The following is a 24,823-nucleotide window of genomic DNA, read 5'->3' on the forward strand; positions in this document are numbered from 1 at the left end:
TAAAATTACCTGGCCAAATTTTTGGAAGAGGGCCCGAAGGCCCTCTTGTGACTAAGTTCCCAGAGCCTCTTCGAGGAACGCCTGCAGCTGAGCCAGATGCGAGGACATCAGGCCGGTTGCGGTCGATGCCATCGCCTTGCGGCCTGCATAGCGCGGGCGCTTGTACTTGGCGTCGATCTGCTCCAGAACCCATTCGATGTAGGATTCGACGAAGAACCAGCTGCCCATGTTCCTGGGCTCTTCCTGACACCAGACCATTTCAGCCTGGGGGAAGCGGGCCAGTTCCAGCATCAGAGCCTTCTTCGGGAACGGATAGAGCTGCTCGACACGGAGCAGGTAGACATCGTTGACGCCGCGCTTTTCGCGCTCCTCGAACAGGTCGTAGTAGACCTTGCCCGAGCACATCACGACGCGCCTGATCTTGTCGTCGGAAACCAGCTTGCCTTCCGAATTCAGGTTCGGTCCCCAATCGTCCCACAACAGGCGGTGGAAGGTGGAATCCGGTCCGAGTTCCTGCAGTGTCGACACGGCCTTCTTGTGCCGCAGCAGGGATTTCGGCGTCATGAGGATCAGCGGCTTGCGGATATCGCGGCGCAGCTGACGGCGCAGAATGTGGAAGTAGTTCGACGGGGTCGAACAGTTCGCAACCTGCATGTTGTCTTCCGCACAAAGCTGGAGGAAACGCTCCAGACGGGCAGAAGAGTGTTCCGGGCCCTGGCCTTCGTAGCCATGCGGCAGAAGGCAGACGAGGCCGGACATGCGCAGCCACTTGCGCTCACCCGAAGAGATGAACTGGTCGAACACCACCTGCGCACCGTTGGCGAAGTCGCCGAACTGCGCTTCCCACAAGGTCAGGGCACGCGGCTCTGCCAGCGAGTAGCCGTATTCGAAGCCAAGAACGGCCTCTTCCGACAGCATCGAGTTGATGACCTCATAGCGCTGCTGATCGGGAGAGACGTTGTTGAGCGGAATATACCGGCTCTCGTCTTCCTGGTCGTACAGAACCGAATGGCGCTGCGAGAACGTGCCGCGTTCGCAATCCTGCCCGGACAGACGCACCGGGTGGCCTTCCTTCAGCAGCGAACCGAAAGCAAGCGCTTCGGCAGTTGCCCAATCGATGCCTTCGCCGGTCTCGATCATGCGCTCACGCTGGTTCATGAAACGTGCAATGGTGCGGTGGATGTTGAAACCGTCCGGCACGTGGGTCAGAGCCCGGCCGATCGACTTCAGTTCCTCGATCGGCAGACCGGTTTCACCGCGCCGCGGATCGTCCTCGTCGTCGGCACGCTTCATGCCCGCCCACTTGCCGTCCAGCCAATCGGCCTTGTTCGGCTTGAAGGCCTGGCCGGCATCGAACTCGTTGTCCAGATGCTTGCGCCAGTCGGCTTTCATGTGCTCGACTTCGTCCTGCGTCAGAACCCCTTCCTTGATCAGGCGTTCCGAGTAGAGCTGCAGGGTCGTCGCATGCTTGCGGATCTTGCGGTACATGATCGGCTGCGTGAACGCCGGCTCGTCGCCCTCGTTGTGGCCGAAGCGGCGATAGCAGATCATGTCGATGACCACCGGACGGTGGAACATCTGGCGATATTCGATCGCGATCTTGGCTGCGAAGACAACGGCTTCCGGGTCATCCGCATTCACGTGGAAGATCGGCGCCTCGATCACCTTCGCCATGTCCGACGGGTAGGGCGAGGAGCGGGAGAAGCGCGGATTGGTGGTGAAGCCGATCTGGTTGTTGATGATCACATGGACCGAACCGCCGGTGCGGTGGCCGCGCAGCGCGGACAGGCCGAAGCATTCGGCAACAACACCCTGACCGGCGAAAGCAGCATCGCCATGCAGCAGCAGCGGCAGAACCGTACCGCGGTCGATTTCGGTCGTGTCGACGAAATTGCCGTCCTCGTCGGCAGCCAGCTGATCCTGCTTGGCGCGTGCCTTGCCGAGAACCACCGGGTTGACGATTTCCAGGTGCGACGGGTTCGCCGTCAGCGAGAGGTGAACGTCGTTGCCGTCAAAGGTACGGTCGGAGGAAGCGCCGAGGTGATACTTCACGTCGCCGGAGCCTTCCACCTCGTCCGGAGCATAGGAACCGCCCTTGAACTCGTGGAAGATCGCCCGGTGCGGCTTGGCCATCACCTGGGAAAGCACGTTCAGGCGGCCGCGGTGGGCCATGCCGAACACGATTTCCTTCAGGCCCATGGAGCCGCCGCGCTTGATGATCTGTTCCAGCGCCGGGATCAGCGCTTCACCACCGTCCAGACCAAAGCGCTTGGTACCGGTGTATTTGACGTCCAGAAACTTTTCGAAACCTTCGGCTTCGACCAGCTTGTTCAGGATCGCCTTCTTGCCTTCCGTCGTGAAGGCCACCTGCTTGTCCGGACCTTCGATGCGCTCCTGGATCCAGGCCTTGGCGGCCGGGTCGGAGATATGCATGAACTCGACACCCAGGGTCGAGCAATAGGTCCGTTTCAGGATGTCCATCATCTCGCGGATGGTGGCGTATTCCAGACCCAGAACATGGTCGATGAAGATCTTGCGGTCCCAGTCGGCTTCGGTGAAACCGTAGGACGAGGGGTGCAGCTCCTCGTGGTCACCCTTGCCGGCCAGGCCAAGGGGGTCGAGATCTGCATGAAGATGGCCGCGCATGCGATAGGCGCGGATCATCATCAGGGCGCGAACGGAATCGCGTGTCGCCTGATGGACTTCCTGATCCGAAACCGGCTCGCCCTTGGCTTCAGCCTTCTTTTTGAGTTTGTCGCCGAGCTTCTGCTCGATCGGGCCCCAGTTGCCGTCAAAAGCATTTACGAGGTCGCCATTGGCCTCGATCGGCCAGTCCTTGCGTTTCCAGGTTGCCCCGCGAGCCTCTTTCAGCACGGCTTCCTTCTCGTCCTGGAAGGCAGCGAAGAAGTCCTGCCACTCGGCGTCGACCGAGCTCGGATCTGTCTTGTACTGTGCGTAGAGGTCTTCGATATAGGCTGCGTTGGCGCCGTAAAGCAACGACGTCAGTGCGAATACGTTGTTCGCTTCCTGCCGTGCCATGTCCTTTAGCGGAGGTATCCTCCGCCCTTTTGTTTAGGCGGGCCCGAAATATTGACCCGCGGCCGGTTTCCCTACAATGGCCGATGGTTTCCACCGACCCCTCGAAAAATGGTTACGGCACGTCAACCGCGCCGGAACCCATCCTTTCATCATGCGACAGGAAACGTAAACAGTTTCCGTCCCCATCGCTAAAGATTCTTGCAGAATCAGCCCTTCAAGACTTCGAGAAGGGTCTCGCCGAGCTTCGCAGGAGACGGTGACACCTTGATGCCAGCAGCTTCCATCGCAGCGATCTTGTCTTCTGCACCGCCCTTGCCGCCTGAAATAACGGCACCGGCGTGGCCCATGGTGCGGCCCGGAGGCGCTGTCCGTCCGGCGATGAAACCAGCCATCGGCTTGGACCGGCCGCGCTTGGCTTCGTCCTTCAGGAACTGCGCCGCGTCTTCTTCCGCAGAGCCACCGATTTCGCCGATCATGATGATCGACTGGGTTTCGTCGTCGGCCAGGAACATTTCCAGGACGTCGATGAACTCGGTACCCTTGACCGGGTCGCCACCGATGCCGACAGCCGTCGTCTGGCCGAGGCCGGCATTGGTGGTCTGGAAGACAGCTTCATAAGTAAGGGTGCCGGAGCGGGAAACAACACCGACGGAGCCTTTCTTGAAGATGGAGCCCGGCATGATGCCGATCTTGCATTCTTCCGGGGTCAGGATACCGGGGCAGTTCGGGCCGAGGAGGCGCGACTTGGATTTCTCCAGCTTAGCCTTGACCTCGACCATGTCGGCAACCGGGATGCCTTCGGTGATGCAGACGATGAACGGAACTTCCGCTTCGATGGCCTCGATGATCGCGGCGCCCGCGCCTGCCGGCGGAACGTAGATCACGGAGGCGTCGGCACCGGTTGCTTCCCTGGCTTCGCCAACGGTCGCAAAGATCGGAAGCGATGCAGCGCTGTCGACACCGGAAGACCAGGTCTCGCCACCCTTTTTCGGGTGCACACCGGCGACCATCTTGGTGCCGTAATACTCAAGCGCCTGTTCGGTGTGGAACGTGCCGGTCTTGCCGGTCAGGCCCTGAACGATGATTTTCGTGTCTTTATTGACGAGGATAGACATCTATCATGTTTCCTTCGTATTGGCGGCACGCTGTCTAGACCGAGGTCCTGCAATGTAAATAACCAGAGATACAATGCAGGCAGCAGTCAGATTATATGCAACGGTAATGTAGGCTGCTCGAGCAATATCAAAGTCCTCCAGAAAATAGCTCATCCATACGACAAGGCACAAAACTGTTGAAACGGCGATAATCACTTTAGAAACCAAGACTTCCTTTCGAACCGTCCATTTTCTACGCCCAACAATGGCAACCCATAAAGTCATCAATGCCGGGCTATAGAGGAGCAGTAGGACCAAAAGCCCAAATACCATCTATATTGCGCGCCTCCGGGCTTAACCTTTAACCGCTTTCACGATTTTCTGGGCGGCGTCGTCGAGATCGTCAGCGGCGATCACGTTCAGACCGCTTTCGTTGATGATCTTCTTGCCGAGTTCCACGTTGGTGCCTTCCAGGCGAACAACGAGCGGAACCTGCAGGCCGACTTCCTTGACGGCTGCAACCACGCCTTCCGCGATCACGTCGCAGCGCATGATGCCGCCGAAGATGTTGACCAGGATGCCCTTCACGTTCGGATCGGAGGTGATGATCTTGAACGCGGCCGTCACCTTCTCCTTGGAAGCGCCACCGCCAACATCGAGGAAATTGGCCGGCTCGGCGCCGTAGAGCTTGATGATGTCCATGGTCGCCATGGCAAGGCCGGCACCGTTGACCATGCAGCCGATGTCACCGTCGAGAGCAACATAGGCGAGGTCGTATTTGGAGGCCTCGATTTCCTTGGCGTCTTCCTCGGTGACGTCGCGCAGCTCCATGATGTCCGGATGACGGAACAGGGCGTTGCCGTCGAAGGAAACCTTGGCGTCCAGAACGCGCAGGTGACCGTCCTTCATGACGATCAGCGGGTTCACTTCCAGAAGGCTCATGTCCTTCTCGACGAAAGCCGTGTGCAGGATCGGGAACAGCTTCATGCCGTCTTCACGTGCCGCACCGGTCAATTCCAGCGCATCGCACAGCTTGGCGGCATCGGCTTCGGTGACGCCAGCTTCCGGATCGATCGGCAGGGTGACGATCTTTTCGGGGGTTTCTTCGGCGACCGCTTCAATGTCCATGCCGCCTTCGGTGGAAACCACGAAAGCCGGGCGTCCGACAGTACGGTCGACCAGAATGGAGAGATAAAGTTCACGCTCGATGTCGGCGCCGTCTTCGATGTAGAGACGGTTGACCACCTTGCCAGCGGCACCGGTCTGCTTGGTGACCAGCGTGTTGCCGAGCATTTCCTTGGCGTTGGACGTGACTTCGTCCAGCGAGAAAGCCAGACGGACACCGCCCTTGGAGTCGGCGGACAGTTCCTTGAACTTGCCCTTGCCGCGGCCACCTGCGTGGATCTGCGACTTCACGACCCAGAGCGGGCCCGGAAGGCTCTTGGCGGCTGCTTCGGCTTCGTCGGCGGAGAAGATGGCAACGCCTTCCGCCACCGGTGCACCGTATTCCTTCAGAACGGCCTTGGCCTGGTATTCATGAATGTTCATGTGTTTCCCCCGTTGTCGGAGGACCGTTCTTCCCGGCAGGAAGAACGGCCGCAAATTCCCTTAGGCGGGCCCGGTTCAGGCGAGCGCCGGCTGAATTTTCTTGCAGGCCTCGACCAGGCCGTCGACGGAAGCGACAGACTTGTCGAAGTTGGCCTTTTCGTCGCCCTGCAGGTCGATCTCGATGATGCGCTCAACGCCATCGGCGCCGATCACGACCGGAACGCCCACATAGGTGTCCTTCAGGCCGTACTGGCCGTCGAGAGCAGCTGCACACGGCAGAACGCGCTTCTTGTCCTTCAGGTAGCTTTCGGCCATTGCGATGGCGGAAGCAGCCGGAGCGTAGAAAGCGGAGCCGGTCTTCAGGAGGCCGACGATCTCCGCGCCGCCGTCACGGGTGCGCTGGACGATTTCTTCCAGACGCTCGGCAGTGCACCAGCCCATCTTGACCAGGTCGGTGAGCGGGATGCCGGCGACGGTGGAGTAGCGGGTCAGCGGCACCATGGTGTCGCCGTGGCCGCCGAGAACGAATGCGGTCACATCTTCGATGGAGACGTTGAACTCGTCTGCCAGGAAGTAACGGAAACGGGCGCTATCCAGTACGCCTGCCATGCCGACGACCTTGTTCTTCGGCAGACCGGAGAACTTCTGCAGGGCCCAGACCATCGCGTCGAGCGGGTTGGTGATGCAGATGACGAATGCGTTCGGGGCATACTTTGCGATGCCGGCGCCAACCTGCTCCATAACCTTCAGGTTGATTTCCAGAAGGTCGTCGCGGCTCATGCCGGGTTTACGCGGAACACCGGCGGTAACGATGACAACGTCCGAGCCTTCGATGGCTTCGTAGCTGTTGGCACCCGCCATTTTGGCATCGAAGCCATCGACCGGGGAGGACTCGGCCAGGTCGAGCGCCTTACCTTGCGGAACACCTTCCGCGATGTCGAAGAGCACGATGTCTCCCAGTTCCTTCAAACCTGCCAGATGTGCGAGCGTGCCGCCGATCTGACCAGAGCCGATCAAGGCAATCTTGTTCCGCGCCATTTCGAAAGTTTCCCTTTACGTAAGATGGAACTCCATGCCATCCTCTGATGACTGAGGATGGCACTACTCCCTTTGATCCGCCCGCGCAACCTCGCCAAAAGAATATTGCGCGATGCCGGACAAATTTTCTCAGATCTTCCCGTCTGCATAATTCACCTATAGGGAATGCAGACCTATGCGTGTACTTGTCGTCTTTCTCCCGCAAGGTACGCCTCGGACCGCATCTCGATCAACCGGGAGGCTGTCCGGTCGAATTCAAAGGCTTCCGTGCCGTCCTCGCCGACGTAAAGATCCTGCGGCTCGGCCTCAGCCGATACAACCAGCTTGATGCCGTTATCGTAAAGCGTATCGATCAGATTGATGAAGCGCTTGGCTTCGTTGCGCCGCGCCTTGGACAGCACGGGCACGTTGTCCAGAAACACCGTGCCGAAGGCATGAGCGATGCGCAGATAGTCACTCGCCCCCAACGGCTGCATGCACAGGTCGTCGAAGGTGAACCTGGCCGCTCCGGCCGCGACACAGGGAACGGCAATCTTGCGGCCCTTGTTCTCCAGCTCTTCGGAATGCGGTGTCATGCCGTGCGTCAGCTTGGCAAAGAGCTCATCCATCTGGGCGTTTGCACTCTCGCCCAGAGGCGTGACATAGACCGGCGCACCAGCAAGCTTCTCCAGCCGGTAATCCGTCGGACTGTCCAGATGCAGCACTTCCACCTTGGAGGTCAGCATCTTGATGAAGGGCAGGAACAACTGGCGATTGAGCCCGTCCTTGTAGAGGAGAGACGGCTCGACGTTGGACGTGGCGACAACGATGACGCCGCGCTCGAAAAGCTGGGTGAACAGGCGACCGAGGATCATGGCATCGGCAATGTCGGTCACCGAGAACTCATCAAACAGCAGCAGCCGCGTTTCTTCGGCAATCTGGCTCGCCACGGGCGGGATCGGATCGTCACCCTTGACCTCGCCGCGCTTGTGCGCCTGGCGGTGGGCATGAATGCGCTCGTGCACATCGGTCATGAATTCGTGGAAATGCACACGCCTTTTGCGGCGGATGACCGTGACCTCGTAAAAGAGGTCCATCAGCATCGTCTTGCCGCGCCCGACACCGCCCCACATGTACAGCCCCTGTACGGAGGCCCAGAGCTGGTTCTTCTTGTTGGCGAACAGCCAGCCAAGTGAACTTTTCTTGGAGGCCAGGCGGGTTTCGGCAAGACGGGTGTTCAGGAGATCGAGCTGGCGCACCGCCTCCCGTTGCACGGGGTCTTCCTTGATCTCACCCGACGCGATGAGCGCGTCGTAGCGGGCGCTCAGGGCGCGGTTGACCGGCAGTTCCATCTTCAAGGGTGCTGCTCCCTCCATGAGAATTCATGGGGTCTTGGACGTATCTATTTGCACGGCGGAATAAGGTCAAAACGTCGCAGATGCAAGTCATGATATGGTTGCATACGATCACACATTCTTACGGATTTGTTTTTCAACCGTTTGAAATTTAAGGATTTCAGACCTCATGTCCATTCCGTTGCTCCCACATAATCCAGACTGGTTTCGCCAGGCTGACCTGCTGATCGACGACCTCGGACATCTTCTGGGAGCAAGGGCCCTGCGCCTGGACCATGTCGGGTCCACGGCCGTCCCTGGGCTGATTGCCAAACCCAAACTTCATATCGATGTAACGCTGGCTTCCGGATTTTCACCGGCTGCACTCAGCAACGATCTCCTGCTGTATGGCTACCATGATCTCGGCGCCCGCTTTCGGGAAGACGAAGTGCAAATGACCCGGCCAGCCGGACCAGGTCCCCGGTCGAAGGAGAGGGAAAATCACGAGCTGATTATCGCGCATCGGCTGTGTCTGTGTGCATCCGATTGCCCCTCACCTGATAAGCGGCGCCAGTTTCGCGACGCCTTGCGCGGCGATGCCAGCCTTGCCGGGCGCTATGCCGCCCTGAAACGGGACCTTGCCCTCAAGGCCGGTTCGAACCCCGACTGGGAAACATACAATACCGGCAAGACATCCTTCATCGAAGGCGTGCTCTCAGGGGAAGGTATGCGACTGATCCAGCGATGACGCTCCTTCCGGCCCCGCCATCACTGCCCCCATTGACGGAACACCGCACCCAGCAGCCCGGTTCGCAATTCACTGATAATGGGCGGAAAAACACAGGCCAAGCCTTGAGGAACTCGAAACAGGAAGGCAGCACGCCCTCTGAACAAACAGCGCCCGCAACCGGTGGGAGGGTTACGGGCGCAGGGCACAGGGAGGGGTCCTGTGCGGGAGGAACGCAATCATGAACGCCCAAACGGCTCGGCCTGACTTGACCCGGCCATCATGCCTGTGCCCGGCTGAGCGCAAAAAGCACTCAGACAACGCTTAGCGCAGGTAAAGGGCCGTCTTGCGACCGTTCTGGACTTCCTGAAGATAGAGCAGTTGGGCAACCAGATAACACTCGGACTGGTCGTCCAGATTGGCCTTGCGGCCACGACCGTCGGTCAGCAGCCAGGCATTGCCGGACTTGACGACATCGCATTCGATTGGTGCGGCGGCATCGAAACCGGCTTTCTTGAACAGCTCCGTGCCGACACGGCTGCCGGTATCGTCGTCCAGACCCTTCATCGCCATGCGCAGGCTGCGATAGGCCTTGTGAACCGACAAGGTTGCGACGATGGCAGTGACGACTTCGTCGCCTTCCATGGCCGCGAAGCGCACAACGCCGCCTTCCTGCGGAATGATGGAATTGGAACAGGGCGTACGCTGGACATCGCCAAGCGTGGTCCATTCGGAGCGCAACGTCACGGTTGCGGGCTGACGAAGGGCCGCCATTTCCTTGGTGAGCCGCTTTTCTGCAGTTTTTTGCGGATTCTTGGCGGTCCGATCCATACGGGCGGACACCCCGGCCACGGTGCCGCCGATGCGCAACCGGCGGAAGACGATGACATCGCGCATGAGATCGGTTCGCTCTACCCGCCAGCCGGCATCAAGCCAGGCGTTCTGGTGAACGAGACTGCCGCCGGAATTTGCCCACCATGTCCGGTGTTCCCGGGCGCTCTTGGGCAGCGACGAGCCTATGATATCCTCGACTTCATTCAGCTTGGCCGCCCAGACAACGTCTTCCAGTCGTGCCAAGTGTTCCCGCAGTGGTTCATATTTTGACATTTGCACAGCCTTTCCGGTAGCAATGCAAATATACACCTATAACGCGAGCTGTCCAGCATAAATACGGAGGGGTATTAACGGTACAGCGAAATAGGCGAACCTGTCGAAGTTTGGCCGTTAAACTGCCCGGGAGCGCTGGAGTACAGCTGTGCGACGATCAAGCCGGTGCCGTCCTTCAAAACCACCTGATTGCCGCTCAGGTCCCATGCCGAGATACCGGACAGCACAGGCGAAGCACAACCTCTGGTATTTGCGCGGTAGCCGCCGGACCATGTGGTCAGCGTCATGAAGGCCATGCAGTTGTCGCCTGCGGAGGTGATTTTCCAGCCACCCAGCAGGTCGGTCCGGCCGACTTCCTTGGCATCCGCGGGAGCTGCAACCGGGTTGCTGGCAAGATCATTCGGCTGAGCTGTCGGATCATTGAGACCACCGCCCGGTGCGTTGGGGTCAAGCGGTGCAAGCTGCCCGGATCCCACAGGCGTGGTCGGGGTCGCCGGCAGCGGTTCGGCATAGTTGCGGCCCCCGGACAATCTCTGGCAACCAGCCGCCAGGACCACCAGGCCAACGATCAAAACAAACTTTCCCGCGCGCATCATGACGAATCAATCCCTCACCTTCGTCCCAATATGGGAGCAACTCTTAGCCCACAATTTGTCGAAAATCCAAAATCCTGAGAATTGGCCGCTCTCAAAGCACTCAGGCAACCCTGTTGGAGGCGGTCTTACCGGCCGATTTCGGAGGCTCCACAAGCCGGTCGATCGCCCCTGCGATCCGATCGAAGTAAGCCGCACAAGCACCGAAACCATCCGGAAAAGGCGGTCTTGCGGCAATGCTCCACCAGTGACTGGACGTTGTTGCCTTCCATTGCGGCGGCAGGGCGACCGGCTCCTGGTCGGCGAGATAGACCACCCTGTCGGGAATTTCCGCATGGGGCATCAGGAATATGTCGATCGGCTTGGGGGCAAGGCCTCTGGAATCGATGCCTCTTGCCGACAGAAGCCGGCGCACGTGCCGGTTCAATTCCTGCGAGGGAACGACCCCGGCGGAAAAGGCCCGCATCAGACCGCCCGCCCGAAAGTTCAGATAGGCTTCGGCCAATGGCGACAGCAGGCTGTTGTCCGGGCAGACAAACAGGACGGTAGTTTTCGACACGTGGCATTCCTTCACGGCTGCGGCCCATGTCATTCATGCCATGGGCGGCCTCCCCCTAGCGCCGCGACCGGAAGACTTTATGACAAACTCGGGGCGGGGTCGAAAATCATGAGGATATCTCCCCGGAGCCTGATAAATATGCGGAAAAGCGTTCGCGCGCAGCCCGGCGCCCCGCTGGTGCCTCATTCCGGGGTTTCGCGCGCACGACCTGAAAAAAGCCCTTGAGGAGCCTCTATGCCCATCGCCTTCTGGTGCGTGCTCGCCGCCGCCATCCTGCCGCTGCTCTCCGTCTTTCCGGCCAAACTGAACAAATCTTTCGACAATGCCCGCCCGCGCGACCCGGACTATTGGCGGGAGGGGTTTCGCGCCCGGGCGCAGTGGGCACAGGCAAATGGCTTCGAGGCTTTCCCCCTGTTTGCGGTTGCCGTTTTTGTCGGCCTCAACCAGGGCGGTGACCCGCACTGGATCGACCGGCTCGCCGTGCTCTTTGTCCTTCTGCGGATCATTTATGTCGGCTGCTACTGGGCCGACCGGGCGTCGCCGCGCTCGCTTGCCTGGGCGGCCTCGTTCTTGACATCGCTGGCAATTTTTACCAGTTCCCTATGGAGCTGAGCCGCTTGTGAGCAGGTTCCGAACCCGAAAATCGTTCAACGAGCATTTGCACCAAGGGGCTGATTTCGTTAACGATGCATCGGAGTGAGGCAGTTATCTCTTGGGCAGAGGTGCATTGTGCGGACGACCGATCAGACGACAGACACCTTGCCGGCGCGCCGTCAGGCCGCGTCCCAGAGGCATATTTCCGAACAGCATATAGTCGACGTTCTGATCGCCGAACGGGGCAAACTGGTGATGGCGAGCCCGTGGTGGCCCTTTATCAGACCCTTCGCCCACAAGATCCTGCGCTACAAGTCCGCAGTCGAAATGGCCGACACGATCGAGCAAATGGAAGCGCTGGACGTTTTTGCCCATCTGAGCGACTTGCTGTCGCTTGATGTCACCACGGTCGGCCTCGAACGCGTGCCACAGGAGGGCCCTGTCGTCCTGGTGTCCAATCACCCGACCGGCATTGCCGACGGTATCGTGCTCTATGACGCCATCAAGTCGCGCCGCAACGATCTGGCCATCTTCGCCAATCGCGATGCGATCCGCATCAATCCGCGCCTGGCCGACATGATCATTCCCGTTGAATGGCGGGCGGATTTCAAGAGCCGCGAGAAATCCAAGGAAACGATCAAGCTCGCCTCATCCGCCTTTGCCAAGGAGCGCGTGGTGGTGCTGTTTCCCTCCGGGCGCCTGGCCTATTGGCATGACGGCAAACTGACCGAGCGGCCGTGGATGACCTCGGCCCTGGCGCTGGCGCGCAAGAACAAGGCGCCGATCATTCCCATGCACATGGGAGGACGCAATTCCGGTCTGTTCTATTTCCTGGCCAGGGTTTCCACCGAACTGCGCGACATGACGGTCTTCAACGAGCTGCTCAACAAGGAGCACGCCAAGTTCAAAGTCCATTTCGGCAAGCCGATCCGGCCGGAAAAGCTCGATGGCGACCTGGGCGATCTGACCGAGCAGATGCGCATTCACTGCGCCGAAACACTGGCAGCGGATCCGGACGCCGAATTCTAGGCCCGGCGAACCGCCTTCCGACACTATCTAAGCACCTGATTTCAGGCCTCTTCGGCGCCGGTCCGCCCGTCATCCACAGGCGTGGCACCGCCTTCATTGCCCTTCTTTCGCGAATAAGACATTGTGCGGGGGAATCAAAGGACCCGTCTCACCCATGCCCGTTTCGCCCGCTGTTGCCGCGGAGGATGTCATTCCAGTGCAGCATGCTGTTGCTCCGACCGTGCGTCCGGAGCCGAAACCGCTTGCGGTACTGCAGAAGGTTTTCGGCTACAGCAGCTTCAGGGGCAAGCAGCAGGCAGTCATCGAAACGCTTGTGGACGGCAAGGATGCCGTGGTGCTGTTTCCCACCGGCGCCGGCAAGTCGCTCTGTTACCAAATCCCGGCACTTTGCCGGCGCGGGGTCGGTATCGTCGTCTCACCGCTGATTGCATTGATGAAAGACCAGGTCGGCGCTCTTCGTGCTGCCGGCGTTCAGGCCGCTGCCCTCAATTCCACACTGTCAGCGGACGAACAGGACAGCATCCGCAGCGCCCTCCGCCGTGGTGAAATCGACCTTCTTTACGTGACACCGGAACGGCTGGGCACGGAAAGCTTCCGCAAGTTTCTGGATACGCTTCAGATTTCGCTTTTCGCCATCGACGAAGCGCACTGCGTCAGCCAGTGGGGTCACGACTTCCGCCCGGAATACATGTCGCTGTCCTGCCTGCGTGACCGCTATCCGGGCGTGCCACGCGTGGCACTGACGGCAACGGCCGATCCGCACACGCAAAAGGACATTCTGGCGCGGCTACAGATGGAAGACGCCGCCGTCTTCTTGACCAGTTTCGACCGCCCCAATATCCGCTACGAGATTGTCGAGCGCACCAACCAGCGCCAGCAGCTTCTGGATTTCTTGAAAAAGCATTCGGGCGAGAGCGGCATCGTCTATTGCCTGTCGCGGGCAAAGGTGGAGGACATCGCCGAATGGCTGACCTCCAAAGGCATCAGGGCCCTGCCCTATCACGCCGGCCTGCCTGCGGAACAGCGCTCTGCCAACCAGGATGCATTTCTGCTGGAAGAAGGGCTTTGCCTGGTGGCAACCGTCGCTTTCGGCATGGGGATCGACAAGCCGGATGTGCGCTATGTCGCCCATCTGGACCTGCCCTCTTCCGTCGAGGCCTATTACCAGGAAACCGGCCGCGCCGGCCGGGACGGCGCGCCTTCCGAAGCGTTCATGGCCTATGGCATGGCGGACCTTGTGCAGCGCCGGCGCATGATTGCCGAAGGCGATGCCCCCGAGGAGGTCAAGCGCGCGGAAAACGCCAAGCTGAATGCCCTTCTCGGTATTTGCGAAACCGCCGGCTGCCGCCGGCAAGCCCTGCTTGCCCATTTCGGCGAAACCTATCCCAAGCCCTGCGGCAATTGCGACACCTGCCTGTCACCGGTGGAAACCTGGGACGGCACGGAAGCAGCGCAAAAGCTGATGTCGGCCATCTACCGCACCGGACAACGCTTTGGCACGGCCCACGTCATCGATGTTCTTCTGGGCAAGACCAACGAGAAAAGCACTCGCTTCGGCCACGAGGCGCTATCGGTCTTCGGAATTGGCCAGGACGTCCCGCAAAAGACCTGGCAGTCGATTGCCCGTCAGCTTGTGGCTGCTGGCTACGTCGATGTCGATCACGCCCAATTTGGTGCTCTGGTGCTGACGGAAAAAGCACGGGCAGTGTTGCGCGGCGATGAAAAGCTCGCCTTGCGCAAGGACCGGAGCGCGGCGGGCCTGAAACGCACAAGTTCCTCGCGCACAGCCTCCATTGCCGACGAACTCGACCATGAGGACAGGCTGCTGTTCGAGCGTCTGCGCAGGCTTCGGACCCAGATTGCCCGCGATCAGGGCGTGCCGCCTTATGTGGTGTTTACCGATGCGACGCTGGCGGGAATTTCTGCCGCGCGGCCGGTGACGGAAGATGCGCTGCTCGCCGTTTCCGGCGTTGGTCAGTCCAAGCTTGAAAAATACGGCGAGGCGTTCCTCGAGCTGGTCGAGGCGTTTGAAGCCGGCGTCTAGCCGAGCTGCAATTTTCAAGTTTAACCGGTCAGCCGTCCTGCTGCAGGCAGAGCTGATAGACCCCGGCAAGATCCGACAAGGTGTTCTCATCCGGATGCGACAGGAAACTGTCGATGATGTCCCTGAGGGCAAGGTGCATGTTCCGGTGCTGGCGCAGCCGTCTGTAGGAAGACCCGAGCTTGTAGATCTGTTCGATCTCTTCGTGCGAGAAGAGATCAAGGCCCGCAATGCCGAGCACGACGCCGAGGTCTGCGTTGGTTCGCCGTGTCAGGTTATGTGCGATCAGGAAACCGAACAGACCGGTGACAAAACGGTTTTCAAAACACAGTTTGTCGAAGTCTCGCTCGACCACCTTTAGCACGAGCTTCATGATGGCCACGGTGGCAGCCGCAGCAAATTCGGTTGGTGTGTTGGTGTCACAGATTTCCAGCCCTGCTGCTTCCAGCATGGCGGCAGTGGTTCTTCGTAGGCGGTCTTCCGTCTCGACGGCTCTCAATTCAGAAATAAATTCCGGCTCTGCTGCTACGCGACTTCCAAACAGGTTCAGCATGTTAGCGCCCTTTCAGACGTAAGCCCACTGAAAGTATGTAGTGTACACCTTACCCAACGGCAAATTGATGTCTAAAATTTTGCCGAAAATGCCGTTCTTATAGGCCGTTTCCGCAGAAAACGGCCCGTTTCAGGCGTTATGACCCTGCTTTGGGCAGCCCCTTGAAGGCCTCGCTACCCCATACGGCCTTGACCTGCGCATCCCGGCCGCAACCCTTCCGATAGCCCTTGTAGGCGTCGGCACGGGTGACGTAACCGAAGCGGGTCAGTGTGCGCACCTGGCTCTTGTAATAGCCCTGATGGTAGTCCTCGGCCGGCCAGAAAACGGCCGGTGCCTCGACCGGGGTCACGATCTTGCCGCCCAATGCCTTTTCCGCCTTCGCGATTTCCGCCTTCGCCTGTTTCGCCTGTGTCTCGTCGAGAGGATAGATCGCCGTCGAATAGGCATGGCCCCGGTCGCAGAACTGACCGCCGGCGTCCGTCACGTCCACGGTGCGCAGGAAAATCCCGACAAGATCGGCGTAACCGATCTTGGTCTCATCGAAATCGACCTTCACGACCTCCCGGTGGCCACCACGATCGTAATCCTTGTAGGTGGGGTTCTGGGTCTCGCCGCCCGCGTAACCGGATACGACGTCGCGCACGCCGGGAAGTTTCTCAAGGTCGGATTCAACGCACCAGAAACACCCTCCGGCGAGCACCGCGGTTTCGGCCTGTGCGGCCCCCGGGGGCATCGATGCTGCGAGAGCGGCAAAAAGAGTGAGCGGGAGCAGGCGCTTCATGTCAGGTCCTCCAGGAAGCTGCTGGTGATCGCCCTTTCCTGCCGGGCTGCCAATCTGGTCATCATGGCGAGACCCAAGCCGGAAAGATAACCAGCGCGCTTCGGTTTCGAGCTGTGGTCTTCAACTTTGAAACGCACTTCATTTGCGATGATCGCCGTGAAGCGCATTTCGAATTCTACCCACAGAGGTAACGCACCCCGCCGTGGAGACAAACTCAACTCCGTTCCCACAAGCTGCACATGAACGTGAGACAGCCGTGAGGGATCCCGCTTCACATCGTCCTTTGCGGGTCGACGAATGCCCTCAAGGCGGTCATCCCGGCCAATCGATGTTCGCCGGGATGACGACCGGGATGTCCGTGCAGACACCAGACCGGTGACACCACAATTGCCCTGCCCGAACTCAGGCCTCCCAGGTCTTTGCGGTCTCCTCGAAGCCGGCCAATTGCGGTTTGACGATGCAGAACCTGTGGCCGCTGGTTGCCTGCATCACTGTCCAGCCATCCAGCTTTTGCACGATGGTCGCCCCCAGGCCTTCAAGCCGCGCGACTTCCTTTTCCGGATTGTCGGTTTCGATATCCAGGTGGACGCGAGAGGGGTGTTCGACCGACTGGAGCAGGATACCGATTTCATCATCCGTACCGATCAGACGGCGGTACCGGGGATTTTTGGGCTCGGCCTCGACAGTTCGCCCGAGTGCCCCTGCCCAGAATTCAGCGTGACGGTCAATATCGCCCCCTTCGCAGTCGATCACCAGATCTCCCAACCGGCTCTTGTGCATGTTCTTCTCCAAATTGATATCAGGTCGCAAAGACTTATTCCGGCAGATGACAGACTGCCTCGATGTTCAAACCATCGGGATCGAGCACGAAAGCGCCGTAGTAATGCTCGTGATACTGCGGCCGCAGCCCTGGCGCACCATTGTCGGTGCCGCCGGCCGCAATCGCGGCTTGGTAAAAGGCATCGACCAGCTCCCGGCTCGAAGCGGCAAACGCCACATGCATCGGTTTTCCAGGAGCCTTGCCCTCGCCAATCCAGAAATCAGGCTTGTCCTTGCCGAAGCCGCAGTAGGCGGCGCCACCCGTCATTTCCGCCGTGACCTCCATCAGCACCTTGATACCAAGCGGAGCCAGGGCCTTTTCGTAGAACGCCCGGGACTTTGGATAATCACTGACTGCAAAACCGATGTGATCGAGAATGGACATGATTTTCTCCCAGTATGAAAATTGGGAACAAAATAGGAACAAATAAAGAGAAAATGCAAGCTTCGTTTTCACCGTGCGGGGATCTGCAACCGAGGCGAGTCACGCAAGACCGGCCCTGCACTGTCCTTCACGTGATCCCGGCGGCACGGCTTTGCCGCGCCACCGGCATTTGAACGGGTTATCCGTCAGGCCGGTTCAGCTTCCCGATTTGTCGCGGCCTGCTGATGTCCTGTCCAGTCGATCCGCTGGGTTGCGAACATGGTGACGGCGAGAGCCAGGAATGCAATCAACGAACCGATCAGGAGCGCGTAGTCCTGCTCCTGCATGAGAGCGTAGAGCACACCGAATATGGTTGCCAGGACCGCAAGCATCACGCCTCCGGCAAGGCGGCTTCTGAGCGATGTGCCGATATAGATCGCATTCAGAAGCGTTCCGGCAGCCGCGGCAAGAAGGTAGGCGGGGCCATACCCGACATGCTCGGCAAGGGCGAGCAGCATGACATAGAATATGATCAACGACAGCCCGACCAGACCGTACTGGATCCAGTGCACCCGCCACCCGGAGCGCATCTCCAGAACGAAGACCGCCAGGAAGGTCAGACTGATGAAACAGACAGCGTATTTCAGCGACCTTGAGATGGTCTGGTAGAAATTGACGGGTTCGACGAATTCCACCCCCAGAACCTTGTCCTGCAGTGGCATATGCGTGCCAAGCACCAGCTTGGGAATGCCGCGGGCAAGATATGGGATGGTCCAGGACGCGGTGAACCCTGTTTCGCCGATGTCTCTCGTCTCCGGCAGAAATGCTCCGGTAAAGCCGGGATGCGGCCAGTCGGACTGCAGGGAAACACTGGTCGTTTGGCCTGCCGGAGCAACGTAGAAGGCCGTGGAGCCATTCAGCTGGATGGGTATGTCGAACGAAAACCCGTTGCGCCACAAGCCGGCTGCGACCGGCGCGTTGATCCCGGATGGATTCAAGGTCGAAACGGACCGCCGCATCGGCTCCTGGGTCAATGGTCCGAGCCCGGGTTCGAACGGCACCGAGCCGCTGCCGTTCAGCACCAGAGCAATCTCGCTTTTCAGGGCGGTGATGTCTCCAATGCCGACCACCAGAACCGCTTTGTCTGCGGCAATGTCGATTTGCCCGCCGAACTGCGGCTGGAAGTTTTCAGCAGGTGCGGCAGCAAACCGGCCCTTCATGGTCACGTTGCCATGATAGACCGGCAGCGCGTAGATCGATTTCCGGCGTTCCTGGACAGAGATGTCACCACTCACATCCAGTCGTTCCGGAAACAGGATGGCTGTGTGCCACCGGATTTCGGTTTTTGCGCTTTCCCCGGATGAGACGGTGTAGGTCTCGCTGAACGGCACGACCAGATAGGGGCCGTTGATCTCCTGGATGCCTCCCCAGGACCGGGCAATGTCCTGTGCAACGTCACGGGCCCTGTCGGCTCGCTCTTCCACCAGAACCCAGACGAACAGGCTCGGCACGAGCAACATCACCGTCAGTATCCCGATCAGCACAAATTTCACTGCTGGAGACCCAAGAAAGGAGGGCGTCCGGAAAGGCTGGGCCCTTGGGGAGCGGCGCTCCGAAAATTGAGGCTGCTCCTCCGGTTGTTCAACGGCGTCATTTTCAATATCGCTTGTCATTCAAATAAACCCTCTGCCAGAAGGGCCCCGACGGGCGGGTACCCGGTCAACAGGGTGAGCATCGAAGACTGACCGGGAGACAAAAGGGCATGACCGAGCGGCTTTTCAGTATTGTTTGTGCAGTTCCCGTGCAGACAGCAAAAAGACGCTGGATTGCTGCCTTATTTTTCCGTTCTATTTCACAACTCGCACTTGTGCGTACCGGTGGCGCGGTGCCAGAATGGCAGAACCCTCGGAATAAATGACAATGTATCCATTAAGCGAAAAAACCACTGTGGCCGCGCCCGGCTATGCCCGCCGCGCGAACTATCTGCCGGAGCTGGTAAAGCGACTTGATCTCTTCAGGAGCGAGGGACACCGGTATCTGCTGGTGGCCCATCTCTTCGACGATACCCGGCGCATGATCGATGCACTGGAAGGCGTCATGGATTTCGACGCGATCATTGGCATCCCTTATTCTTCCGGCAGCGATGTGACACGGCTGAAATGGCAGGCCGTATATGGCGACAAGGTTCAGTGTCCGAAGACCGAGCCGGAATTCAAGCAGGTTCTGGCGGGCGCCTTGCAAAAGAGCCTGGACGACTGCCGGGCCTCCAACCAGAAGCTCGTCGTTCAGGAAGTCGGTGGTTACGCGGTTGAATTGCTGCACGAGCAGTTTCAGGACCAATTGGACCTTGTTGAAGGTGTGGTGGAGATCACCAAGCAGGGTGTCTGGCGGGCAGGCCAGACGCAGCTTAAGGTGCCTGTGCTGCATTGTGCCGACAGCGAATTGAAGCGTCTGGAAGCGGTGCGCTGCGGCGAAACAATCGCCCGGTGCCTCGACGGGCTGATGCGCGATCTGGGCAACACGCTGGCCGGCCGGAGGGCCGCCGTTTTCGGCGCAGGCTGGATCGGCTTCGGCGTGGCCAAGGCCTTGCGCCGGCTGGATGTGGTCGTCTCGCTGATCGATGTCGACCCACTGAAAATCGCCGAAGCCCGCTTGTCCGGATATCCTGCGACACTCGTTCCCACGGACCTTGAGTACTGCGACCTGGTTGTCGGGGCGACCGGCCGCTTGTCGATAACCCGGGATGTGCTGCAGCAGCTTCGGCCCGGCTGCCTGGTGGCCAGCGCCAGTTCCCGGCGAATCGAGATCGACGTCGACTATCTGGAACAGTCGTCATCCTACGACATTCATCCCTCCATCAAGGCTTTCCAGCTGTCCGGCTCTGCAGAGGCAGACCGGCAGATCTGCCTTGTCAATGACGGATACCCGGCCAATTTCATTCCAGGCTCCGGCAGCGTTGCCGATGAAGTGGTCGAACTGATCCTTGGCGAGCTGATCGTTCTGATGGCCGACCTGACCACCTACACCTACGAACCCGGCATTCACCGCTTGGCGACAGAAGGAGAGGCAGTGTGCACCAAACTCTGGATCGAACAGAGAGATCAGACGTAACGGACGTTGAGCAATCCGATGTCACCGTACATTCCCAGTATCTGGTCAAGAAACTCGCGAACGCCCAGAGAAACCTTTACGGGACGGTGAAATTCGACATCGTCTCCCGCACTATTTCGAGCTGGTCACAAGACCTCGGTCGATCGCCGCGTATTCTGGACATTGGCTGCTCGACATCGATTTCGAAAGAGTATCTCGCCGCTACCGGTCTTGATTTCGATTATTGCGGCGCGGATTACGAAGCGGCCTTCGAACCGGACATCGTGCTGGATGCCACACGCCTTGCCGAACACCGCGACGACCTTCCCTGGCAACCGGATATCATCGCGCTGCTGGATGTGCTGGAGCATCTGCCCGGGCGCGGGCCGGCGATCGAATCGGTGATGCGCCAATGCGGCGAGGTCGTCGCCCCCGGCGGGTTGATCCTTGCGGTCGTGCCCCAGCTCTACCGTCTCGACCGGCTGAAGCTGAAGCACCTGCATTATGCCGAGCATCAGGTGCGCATGACCTTGAACGAATGGTCCGACATCATCGGCCGCGCCGTCACGATCGAGTCGGTTCACGGCATCGGCTATCTCTCCTGCCTGCCTTATCTGCCGATGCTCAGCCCCTGGTACGAGGAAACCAACCGCCACGGAAAGCTGTTCCACCACCTGCGCGGCAAGACCTTCGAATGGGGCCCGCTGAAACCCGCCGAAATCGCCCTCACCCGCATGCTTGGACGTGTCCCCGGTTTCCGGGGCTGGTGCAACAGCTCACTTCTGGTGTGTCGGGCGAAGGCGTGAGGCCTGCGGTTCTTTTCTCGTGATTGCGGCAGTTACGGATCAATTCCGGTTCGGACGGAGCAGGAGGCCGGGTAACTCGACATTGTTTTCCCGCGTCATTCCGGACAAGGACGCCACGGCTGCACTTGTCCGCAATGACGGACGCAAAAGACAAAAAGGCCGCCCCGAGGGACGGCCTTTCAATGTCCAGTTGCCAGTCAATCAAACCCGGCGTTCGACCATCATCTTCTTGATCTCGGCAATCGCCTTCGCCGGGTTCAGACCCTTCGGGCAGGCTTGCGAGCAGTTCATGATGGTGTGGCAGCGGTAAAGCCGGAACGGATCTTCCAGATTATCCAGGCGCTCGCCGGTGGCTTCGTCACGGCTGTCGATCAGCCATCGATAGGCCTGCAGAAGGACTGCCGGGCCGAGATAACGGTCACCGTTCCACCAGTAACTCGGGCAGGAAGTGGAGCAGCAGGCGCAGAGAATGCACTCGTAGAGCCCGTCAAGCTTCACCCGGTCTTCATGCGACTGGCGCCATTCCTTTTCCGGGGCTGGCGATACTGTCTTCAACCACGGCTCGATCGAACGGTGCTGGGCATAGAAATTGGTCAGATCCGGAACAAGGTCCTTGACCACCGGCATGTGCGGCAGCGGGTAGATCTTGACGACGTCGCCCGCGATCTCGTCCATGCCCTTGGTGCAGGCCAGCGTATTGGTGCCGTCGATGTTCATCGCGCAGGACCCGCAGATGCCCTCGCGGCAGGATCGGCGGAAGGTTAGCGTCGGGTCGATCTTGTTCTTGATGTAGATGAGGCCGTCGAGCACCATCGGGCCGCAATCGTCCGCATTGATGAAATAGGTATCGACGCGCGGGTTGCGGCCATCGTCCGGATTCCAGCGATAGATGCGGTATTCACGCAGGTTGGTGGCGCCTTCCGGCTTGTCCCACACCTTGCCTTCCGTCACCTGGGAGTTCCGGGGAAGCGTCAGCTGAACCATCTCGTTACTGCTCCGCGTTGGGCCCTTGGTTTCGCGTCCAGGGCCAAATCGTCTTTCGCTCAGGCAGTGAGCTCAAAGACCATGTTGTCATTCGTCTGGCCGGTCACCCCGTAGCCGCGGTTTGCCAGTTCACTCAGGCAATCCTCGGTCCAATAGGGCCGGCAATTGGTTTCAAGCAGGATCACGCGGGGCCAGAGGCTCCGGTCCGCGTGCCTCAGAAAAGGCAGGACCACGCGGTCCTCGAAGCCTTCCACGTCAACTTTCAATACGTCGATCCGGGTCAGGCCCTGTTCGTCGGCAATGGCTGTCAGCGGACGGACCTTGACGAAAGTCGGAGTCCAGTCGCCCGCCCATTCGCCCGTGGTCAGATCCTTCACGAAGGTGGCAAAGCCGCAGTTGCTCGGTTCCTGCCAGAGCGGCAGGGTATCGTCGCGCGGGCCCACGGCCGAATTGACCACGGTGACCTTTTCAAGGTCGTTCGCACGCACGTTGAAACCGAGCTTTGTCGCCGTTTGCGGATTGGCCTCGATCGCAACGACCTCAGCGCCGAGACCGGCGGCGAAAATCGAGTAGGAGCCAATGTTGGCGCCGATATCGACAAAGACCTTGCCCTCGCCAAGATACGGTTCGATCAGCTTGTGCTCTTCGCGTTCCGGCAGGCGGCCCTTGGCCAGGATCTTGCGGTCGTCATAATTTTCGCCCGGATAGATCCGGAACTTCAGACCGTCGGCTTCCAGGTCGTAGGGGCCTTTGAAGAACCGTGCCACCAGGGCGCGGATACGCTTGCGCAGGCCCCTGGACAGATCGTGCCTGTCGGCAAGACGCCAGGCAGCCCGGACCATCCGTTCGGCGGGATAAGTGCCGAACGGACTTCTCGTGTCCAAAAGGGTTGCCACCTGGCTCACTGTGCCGTCCCCTTAGTAGACGCGCGCTTTCGGCGCGATCTTTTTCGGGTCGATGCCACCTTGCTCCAAGGTGGTCAGCGGATCGAGCACCACCGGACGGTAGTCCAGCTTGACGTTGCCGGCTTCATCGACCCACGAGAGTGTGTGCTTGCGCCAGTTCTCGTCGTCGCGGCCGGCAAACGGACCGTCCTTGTAGTCCTCGCGAGCATGGGCGCCGCGGCTTTCCTTGCGGGCTTCCGCGCCGTAGACCGTGGTGATGGCGTTGGCCATCAGGTTCTCCAGCTCCAGTGTTTCCACCAGGTCGGAATTCCAGATCAACGACCGGTCGGAAACCTTGATGTCCTTCAGTTCACCCCAGATCTCGCTCAGACGCTTGCAGCCCTGCTCCAGGCTTTCCTGGGTACGGAAGACGGCAGCATCTTCCTGCATGGCACGCTGCATCTTGTCGCGCAGGTCCGCGGTCGGGATCGAACCGGAAGCGTTCCGCAGCTTGTCGAAACGGTCCATGATCTTTTCGCAGGAGGCTTCATTCGGCGTCGGCACGGCAGATTTGGGATCGACAACCTCAGCCGCCTTGATCGCCGCTGCGCGGCCGAAGACCACAAGGTCGATCAGCGAGTTGGAGCCAAGACGGTTGGCACCGTGGACCGATGCGCAGCCGGCTTCGCCGACGGCCATCAGGCCTTCCTGAATGCGGTTCGGGTTGTCCCCGTCCGCGTTCAGCACTTCGCCCCAGTAGTTGGTCGGAATGCCGCCCATGTTGTAGTGAACGGTCGGCAGGACCGGGATCGGATCCTTGGTCACATCCACGCCTGCAAAGATGCGGGCGCTTTCGGAGATGCCCGGCAGGCGTTCCGCCAGCAGCGCCGGATCGAGGTGATCCAGGTGCAGGAAGATGTGGTCCTTGTTCTTGCCGACGCCGCGACCTTCGCGGATTTCCATGGTCATGCAGCGCGAGACCACGTCACGGGAGGCAAGGTCCTTAGCCGACGGTGCGTAGCGCTCCATGAAGCGTTCGCCTTCGGAATTGACCAGATAACCGCCCTCGCCGCGCGCGCCCTCAGTGATCAGGCAGCCCGAGCCGTAGATACCGGTCGGGTGGAACTGGACGAATTCCATGTCCTGCAGCGGCAGGCCTGCGCGGGCCACCATGCCGCCACCGTCACCGGTGCAGGTGTGGGCGGAGGTTGCCGAGAAGAAGGCGCGGCCATAACCGCCGGTGGCCAGAACCACCATCTTGGCGGCGAAGCGGTGTATGGTGCCGTCGTCGAGGTTCCACGCGATGACACCCTGGCAGACGCCGTCTTCGGACATGATCAGGTCGAGCGCGAAATACTCGATGTAGAATTCGGCATTGTTGCGCAGGGACTGACCATAAAGCGTGTGCAGGATGGCGTGGCCGGTCCGGTCCGCCGCGGCGCAGGTGCGCTGCACGGGGGGGCCTTCGCCGTAATTCTGCATGTGACCGCCGAACGGACGCTGATAAATGCGGCCGTCTTCGGTGCGGGAGAACGGTACACCGTAGTGCTCCAGCTCAAAGACCGCCTTGGGCGCTTCGCGGGCCAGGTATTCCATGGCGTCGGTGTCGCCGAGCCAGTCGGAACCCTTCACCGTGTCGTACATGTGCCATTCCCAGCAGTCCGGCGTCATGTTCTTGAGCGACGCGGCGATTCCACCCTGGGCGGCAACCGTGTGGGAGCGGGTCGGGAACACCTTGGTGATGCAGGCCGTCCTCAGGCCCTGCTCGGCCATGCCGAGCGTCGCCCGAAGGCCGGCGCCACCGGCACCGACGACAACCACATCGTAGGTGTGGTCGACAAATTCATAGGTCTTGGCCAT

At 59.9% G+C, this 24,823-nt stretch carries 24 protein-coding genes; 7 read left to right on the plus strand and 17 right to left on the minus strand.

The features are described 5' to 3' along the window. Nucleotides 1–51: 51 nt before the first annotated feature. From ACYQ54_RS17395 to zapE, 5 genes are all read right to left on the minus strand, one after another. Nucleotides 52–3,039 carry a 2-oxoglutarate dehydrogenase E1 component gene (locus ACYQ54_RS17395; RefSeq protein ID WP_460084522.1) on the minus strand — a complete coding sequence of 996 codons (2,988 nt, stop codon included), beginning with the start codon at nt 3,037–3,039 and terminating at the stop codon, nt 52–54. A 206-nt stretch (nt 3,040–3,245) separates the two neighbouring features. Further along, nucleotides 3,246–4,154: a succinate--CoA ligase subunit alpha gene (gene sucD / locus ACYQ54_RS17400; protein WP_460084525.1), complete on the minus strand. Its 909-nt coding sequence runs from the start codon at nt 4,152–4,154 to the stop codon at nt 3,246–3,248. Nucleotides 4,155–4,487: 333 nt separating this feature from the next. Continuing rightward, nucleotides 4,488–5,681 (minus strand): ADP-forming succinate--CoA ligase subunit beta, encoded by a 1,194-nt coding sequence (gene sucC, locus ACYQ54_RS17405; protein ID WP_460084528.1) that lies wholly within the window; start codon nt 5,679–5,681, stop codon nt 4,488–4,490. Nucleotides 5,682–5,756: 75 nt separating this feature from the next. Then, the gene (gene mdh, locus ACYQ54_RS17410) at nt 5,757–6,719 is read right to left on the minus strand and encodes a malate dehydrogenase (RefSeq protein WP_022999018.1); all 963 of its coding nucleotides are present in this window, start codon (nt 6,717–6,719) and stop codon (nt 5,757–5,759) included. A gap of 173 nt (nt 6,720–6,892) precedes the next feature. Next, entirely contained in the window at nt 6,893–8,050 is a 1,158-nt protein-coding gene (gene zapE / locus ACYQ54_RS17415; protein ID WP_031268680.1) for a cell division protein ZapE, read from the minus strand. A 172-nt stretch (nt 8,051–8,222) separates the two neighbouring features. Between zapE and ACYQ54_RS17420 the strand changes: the two genes are divergently transcribed. Beyond that, nucleotides 8,223–8,780 carry a GrpB family protein gene (locus tag ACYQ54_RS17420; protein WP_460084529.1) on the plus strand — a complete coding sequence of 186 codons (558 nt, stop codon included), beginning with the start codon at nt 8,223–8,225 and terminating at the stop codon, nt 8,778–8,780. A 303-nt stretch (nt 8,781–9,083) separates the two neighbouring features. Here ACYQ54_RS17420 and ACYQ54_RS17425 read toward each other — a convergent pair whose 3' ends face one another. From ACYQ54_RS17425 to ACYQ54_RS17435, 3 genes are all read right to left on the minus strand, one after another. Continuing rightward, entirely contained in the window at nt 9,084–9,866 is a 783-nt protein-coding gene (locus ACYQ54_RS17425; protein ID WP_022999021.1) for a DUF7662 domain-containing protein, read from the minus strand. Between the two features lie 74 nt (nt 9,867–9,940). Then, on the minus strand, nt 9,941–10,462 hold the full coding sequence (locus ACYQ54_RS17430; RefSeq protein WP_460084531.1) for a protease inhibitor Inh/omp19 family protein: 522 nt from the start codon (nt 10,460–10,462) through the stop codon (nt 9,941–9,943). Between the two features lie 100 nt (nt 10,463–10,562). Further along, nucleotides 10,563–11,018: an arsenate-mycothiol transferase ArsC gene (locus ACYQ54_RS17435; RefSeq protein WP_460084533.1), complete on the minus strand. Its 456-nt coding sequence runs from the start codon at nt 11,016–11,018 to the stop codon at nt 10,563–10,565. Between the two features lie 234 nt (nt 11,019–11,252). Between ACYQ54_RS17435 and ACYQ54_RS17440 the strand changes: the two genes are divergently transcribed. From ACYQ54_RS17440 to recQ, 3 genes are all read left to right on the plus strand, one after another. Further along, on the plus strand, nt 11,253–11,630 hold the full coding sequence (locus ACYQ54_RS17440; RefSeq protein ID WP_460084535.1) for an MAPEG family protein: 378 nt from the start codon (nt 11,253–11,255) through the stop codon (nt 11,628–11,630). Nucleotides 11,631–11,747: 117 nt separating this feature from the next. Then, nucleotides 11,748–12,641, plus strand: a complete 894-nt coding sequence (locus ACYQ54_RS17445) for a GNAT family N-acetyltransferase (protein WP_460084538.1) — start codon at nt 11,748–11,750, stop codon at nt 12,639–12,641. Between the two features lie 154 nt (nt 12,642–12,795). After that, nucleotides 12,796–14,685: a DNA helicase RecQ gene (recQ, locus tag ACYQ54_RS17450; RefSeq protein ID WP_460084541.1), complete on the plus strand. Its 1,890-nt coding sequence runs from the start codon at nt 12,796–12,798 to the stop codon at nt 14,683–14,685. Between the two features lie 28 nt (nt 14,686–14,713). Here the strand turns inward: recQ and ACYQ54_RS17455 are convergent, their stop codons facing one another. From ACYQ54_RS17455 to creD, 6 genes are all read right to left on the minus strand, one after another. Next, complete coding sequence (locus ACYQ54_RS17455; protein ID WP_460084544.1) at nt 14,714–15,235, minus strand: hypothetical protein; 522 nt, start codon at nt 15,233–15,235, stop codon at nt 14,714–14,716. A 136-nt stretch (nt 15,236–15,371) separates the two neighbouring features. Next, on the minus strand, nt 15,372–16,016 hold the full coding sequence (gene msrA, locus ACYQ54_RS17460) for a peptide-methionine (S)-S-oxide reductase MsrA (protein WP_460084547.1): 645 nt from the start codon (nt 16,014–16,016) through the stop codon (nt 15,372–15,374). After that, complete coding sequence (locus tag ACYQ54_RS17465) at nt 16,013–16,183, minus strand: hypothetical protein (protein ID WP_460084549.1); 171 nt, start codon at nt 16,181–16,183, stop codon at nt 16,013–16,015. Before ACYQ54_RS17465 ends, msrA begins: the two co-directional genes overlap by 4 nt. 235 nt (nt 16,184–16,418) lie before the next feature. Next, entirely contained in the window at nt 16,419–16,796 is a 378-nt protein-coding gene (locus ACYQ54_RS17470) for a VOC family protein (RefSeq protein WP_460084551.1), read from the minus strand. 34 nt (nt 16,797–16,830) lie between these two features. After that, entirely contained in the window at nt 16,831–17,214 is a 384-nt protein-coding gene (locus ACYQ54_RS17475) for a VOC family protein (protein ID WP_460084861.1), read from the minus strand. A gap of 191 nt (nt 17,215–17,405) precedes the next feature. Next, nucleotides 17,406–18,752 carry a cell envelope integrity protein CreD gene (creD, locus tag ACYQ54_RS17480; protein WP_460084554.1) on the minus strand — a complete coding sequence of 449 codons (1,347 nt, stop codon included), beginning with the start codon at nt 18,750–18,752 and terminating at the stop codon, nt 17,406–17,408. Between the two features lie 209 nt (nt 18,753–18,961). Here creD and ACYQ54_RS17485 point away from each other — a divergent pair, with 209 nt between their 5' ends. The 3 genes from ACYQ54_RS17485 to ACYQ54_RS17495 are packed head-to-tail and all read left to right on the plus strand — an operon-like array spanning nt 18,962 to nt 21,095. Beyond that, on the plus strand, nt 18,962–19,117 hold the full coding sequence (locus tag ACYQ54_RS17485; RefSeq protein ID WP_460084556.1) for a hypothetical protein: 156 nt from the start codon (nt 18,962–18,964) through the stop codon (nt 19,115–19,117). 2 nt (nt 19,118–19,119) lie between these two features. Next, the gene (locus ACYQ54_RS17490; protein ID WP_460084559.1) at nt 19,120–20,310 is read left to right on the plus strand and encodes a Rossmann-fold NAD(P)-binding domain-containing protein; all 1,191 of its coding nucleotides are present in this window, start codon (nt 19,120–19,122) and stop codon (nt 20,308–20,310) included. Beyond that, on the plus strand, nt 20,271–21,095 hold the full coding sequence (locus ACYQ54_RS17495; protein ID WP_460084562.1) for a class I SAM-dependent methyltransferase: 825 nt from the start codon (nt 20,271–20,273) through the stop codon (nt 21,093–21,095). The genes ACYQ54_RS17490 and ACYQ54_RS17495 overlap by 40 nt, the downstream gene beginning before the upstream one ends. A 201-nt stretch (nt 21,096–21,296) precedes the next feature. On the opposite strand, the gene ACYQ54_RS17500 is transcribed toward ACYQ54_RS17495, so the two are convergent. From ACYQ54_RS17500 to sdhA, 3 genes are read right to left on the minus strand one after another with little or no spacing between them, the layout of a single operon-like run. Beyond that, nucleotides 21,297–22,079: a succinate dehydrogenase iron-sulfur subunit gene (locus tag ACYQ54_RS17500; protein WP_031268685.1), complete on the minus strand. Its 783-nt coding sequence runs from the start codon at nt 22,077–22,079 to the stop codon at nt 21,297–21,299. Between the two features lie 59 nt (nt 22,080–22,138). Continuing rightward, the gene (locus ACYQ54_RS17505; protein ID WP_460084565.1) at nt 22,139–22,984 is read right to left on the minus strand and encodes an FkbM family methyltransferase; all 846 of its coding nucleotides are present in this window, start codon (nt 22,982–22,984) and stop codon (nt 22,139–22,141) included. A 12-nt stretch (nt 22,985–22,996) separates the two neighbouring features. Then, entirely contained in the window at nt 22,997–24,823 is a 1,827-nt protein-coding gene (gene sdhA, locus ACYQ54_RS17510) for a succinate dehydrogenase flavoprotein subunit (protein ID WP_460084568.1), read from the minus strand.

The sequence above is a fragment of the Roseibium sp. LAB1 genome, assembly GCF_054658235.1.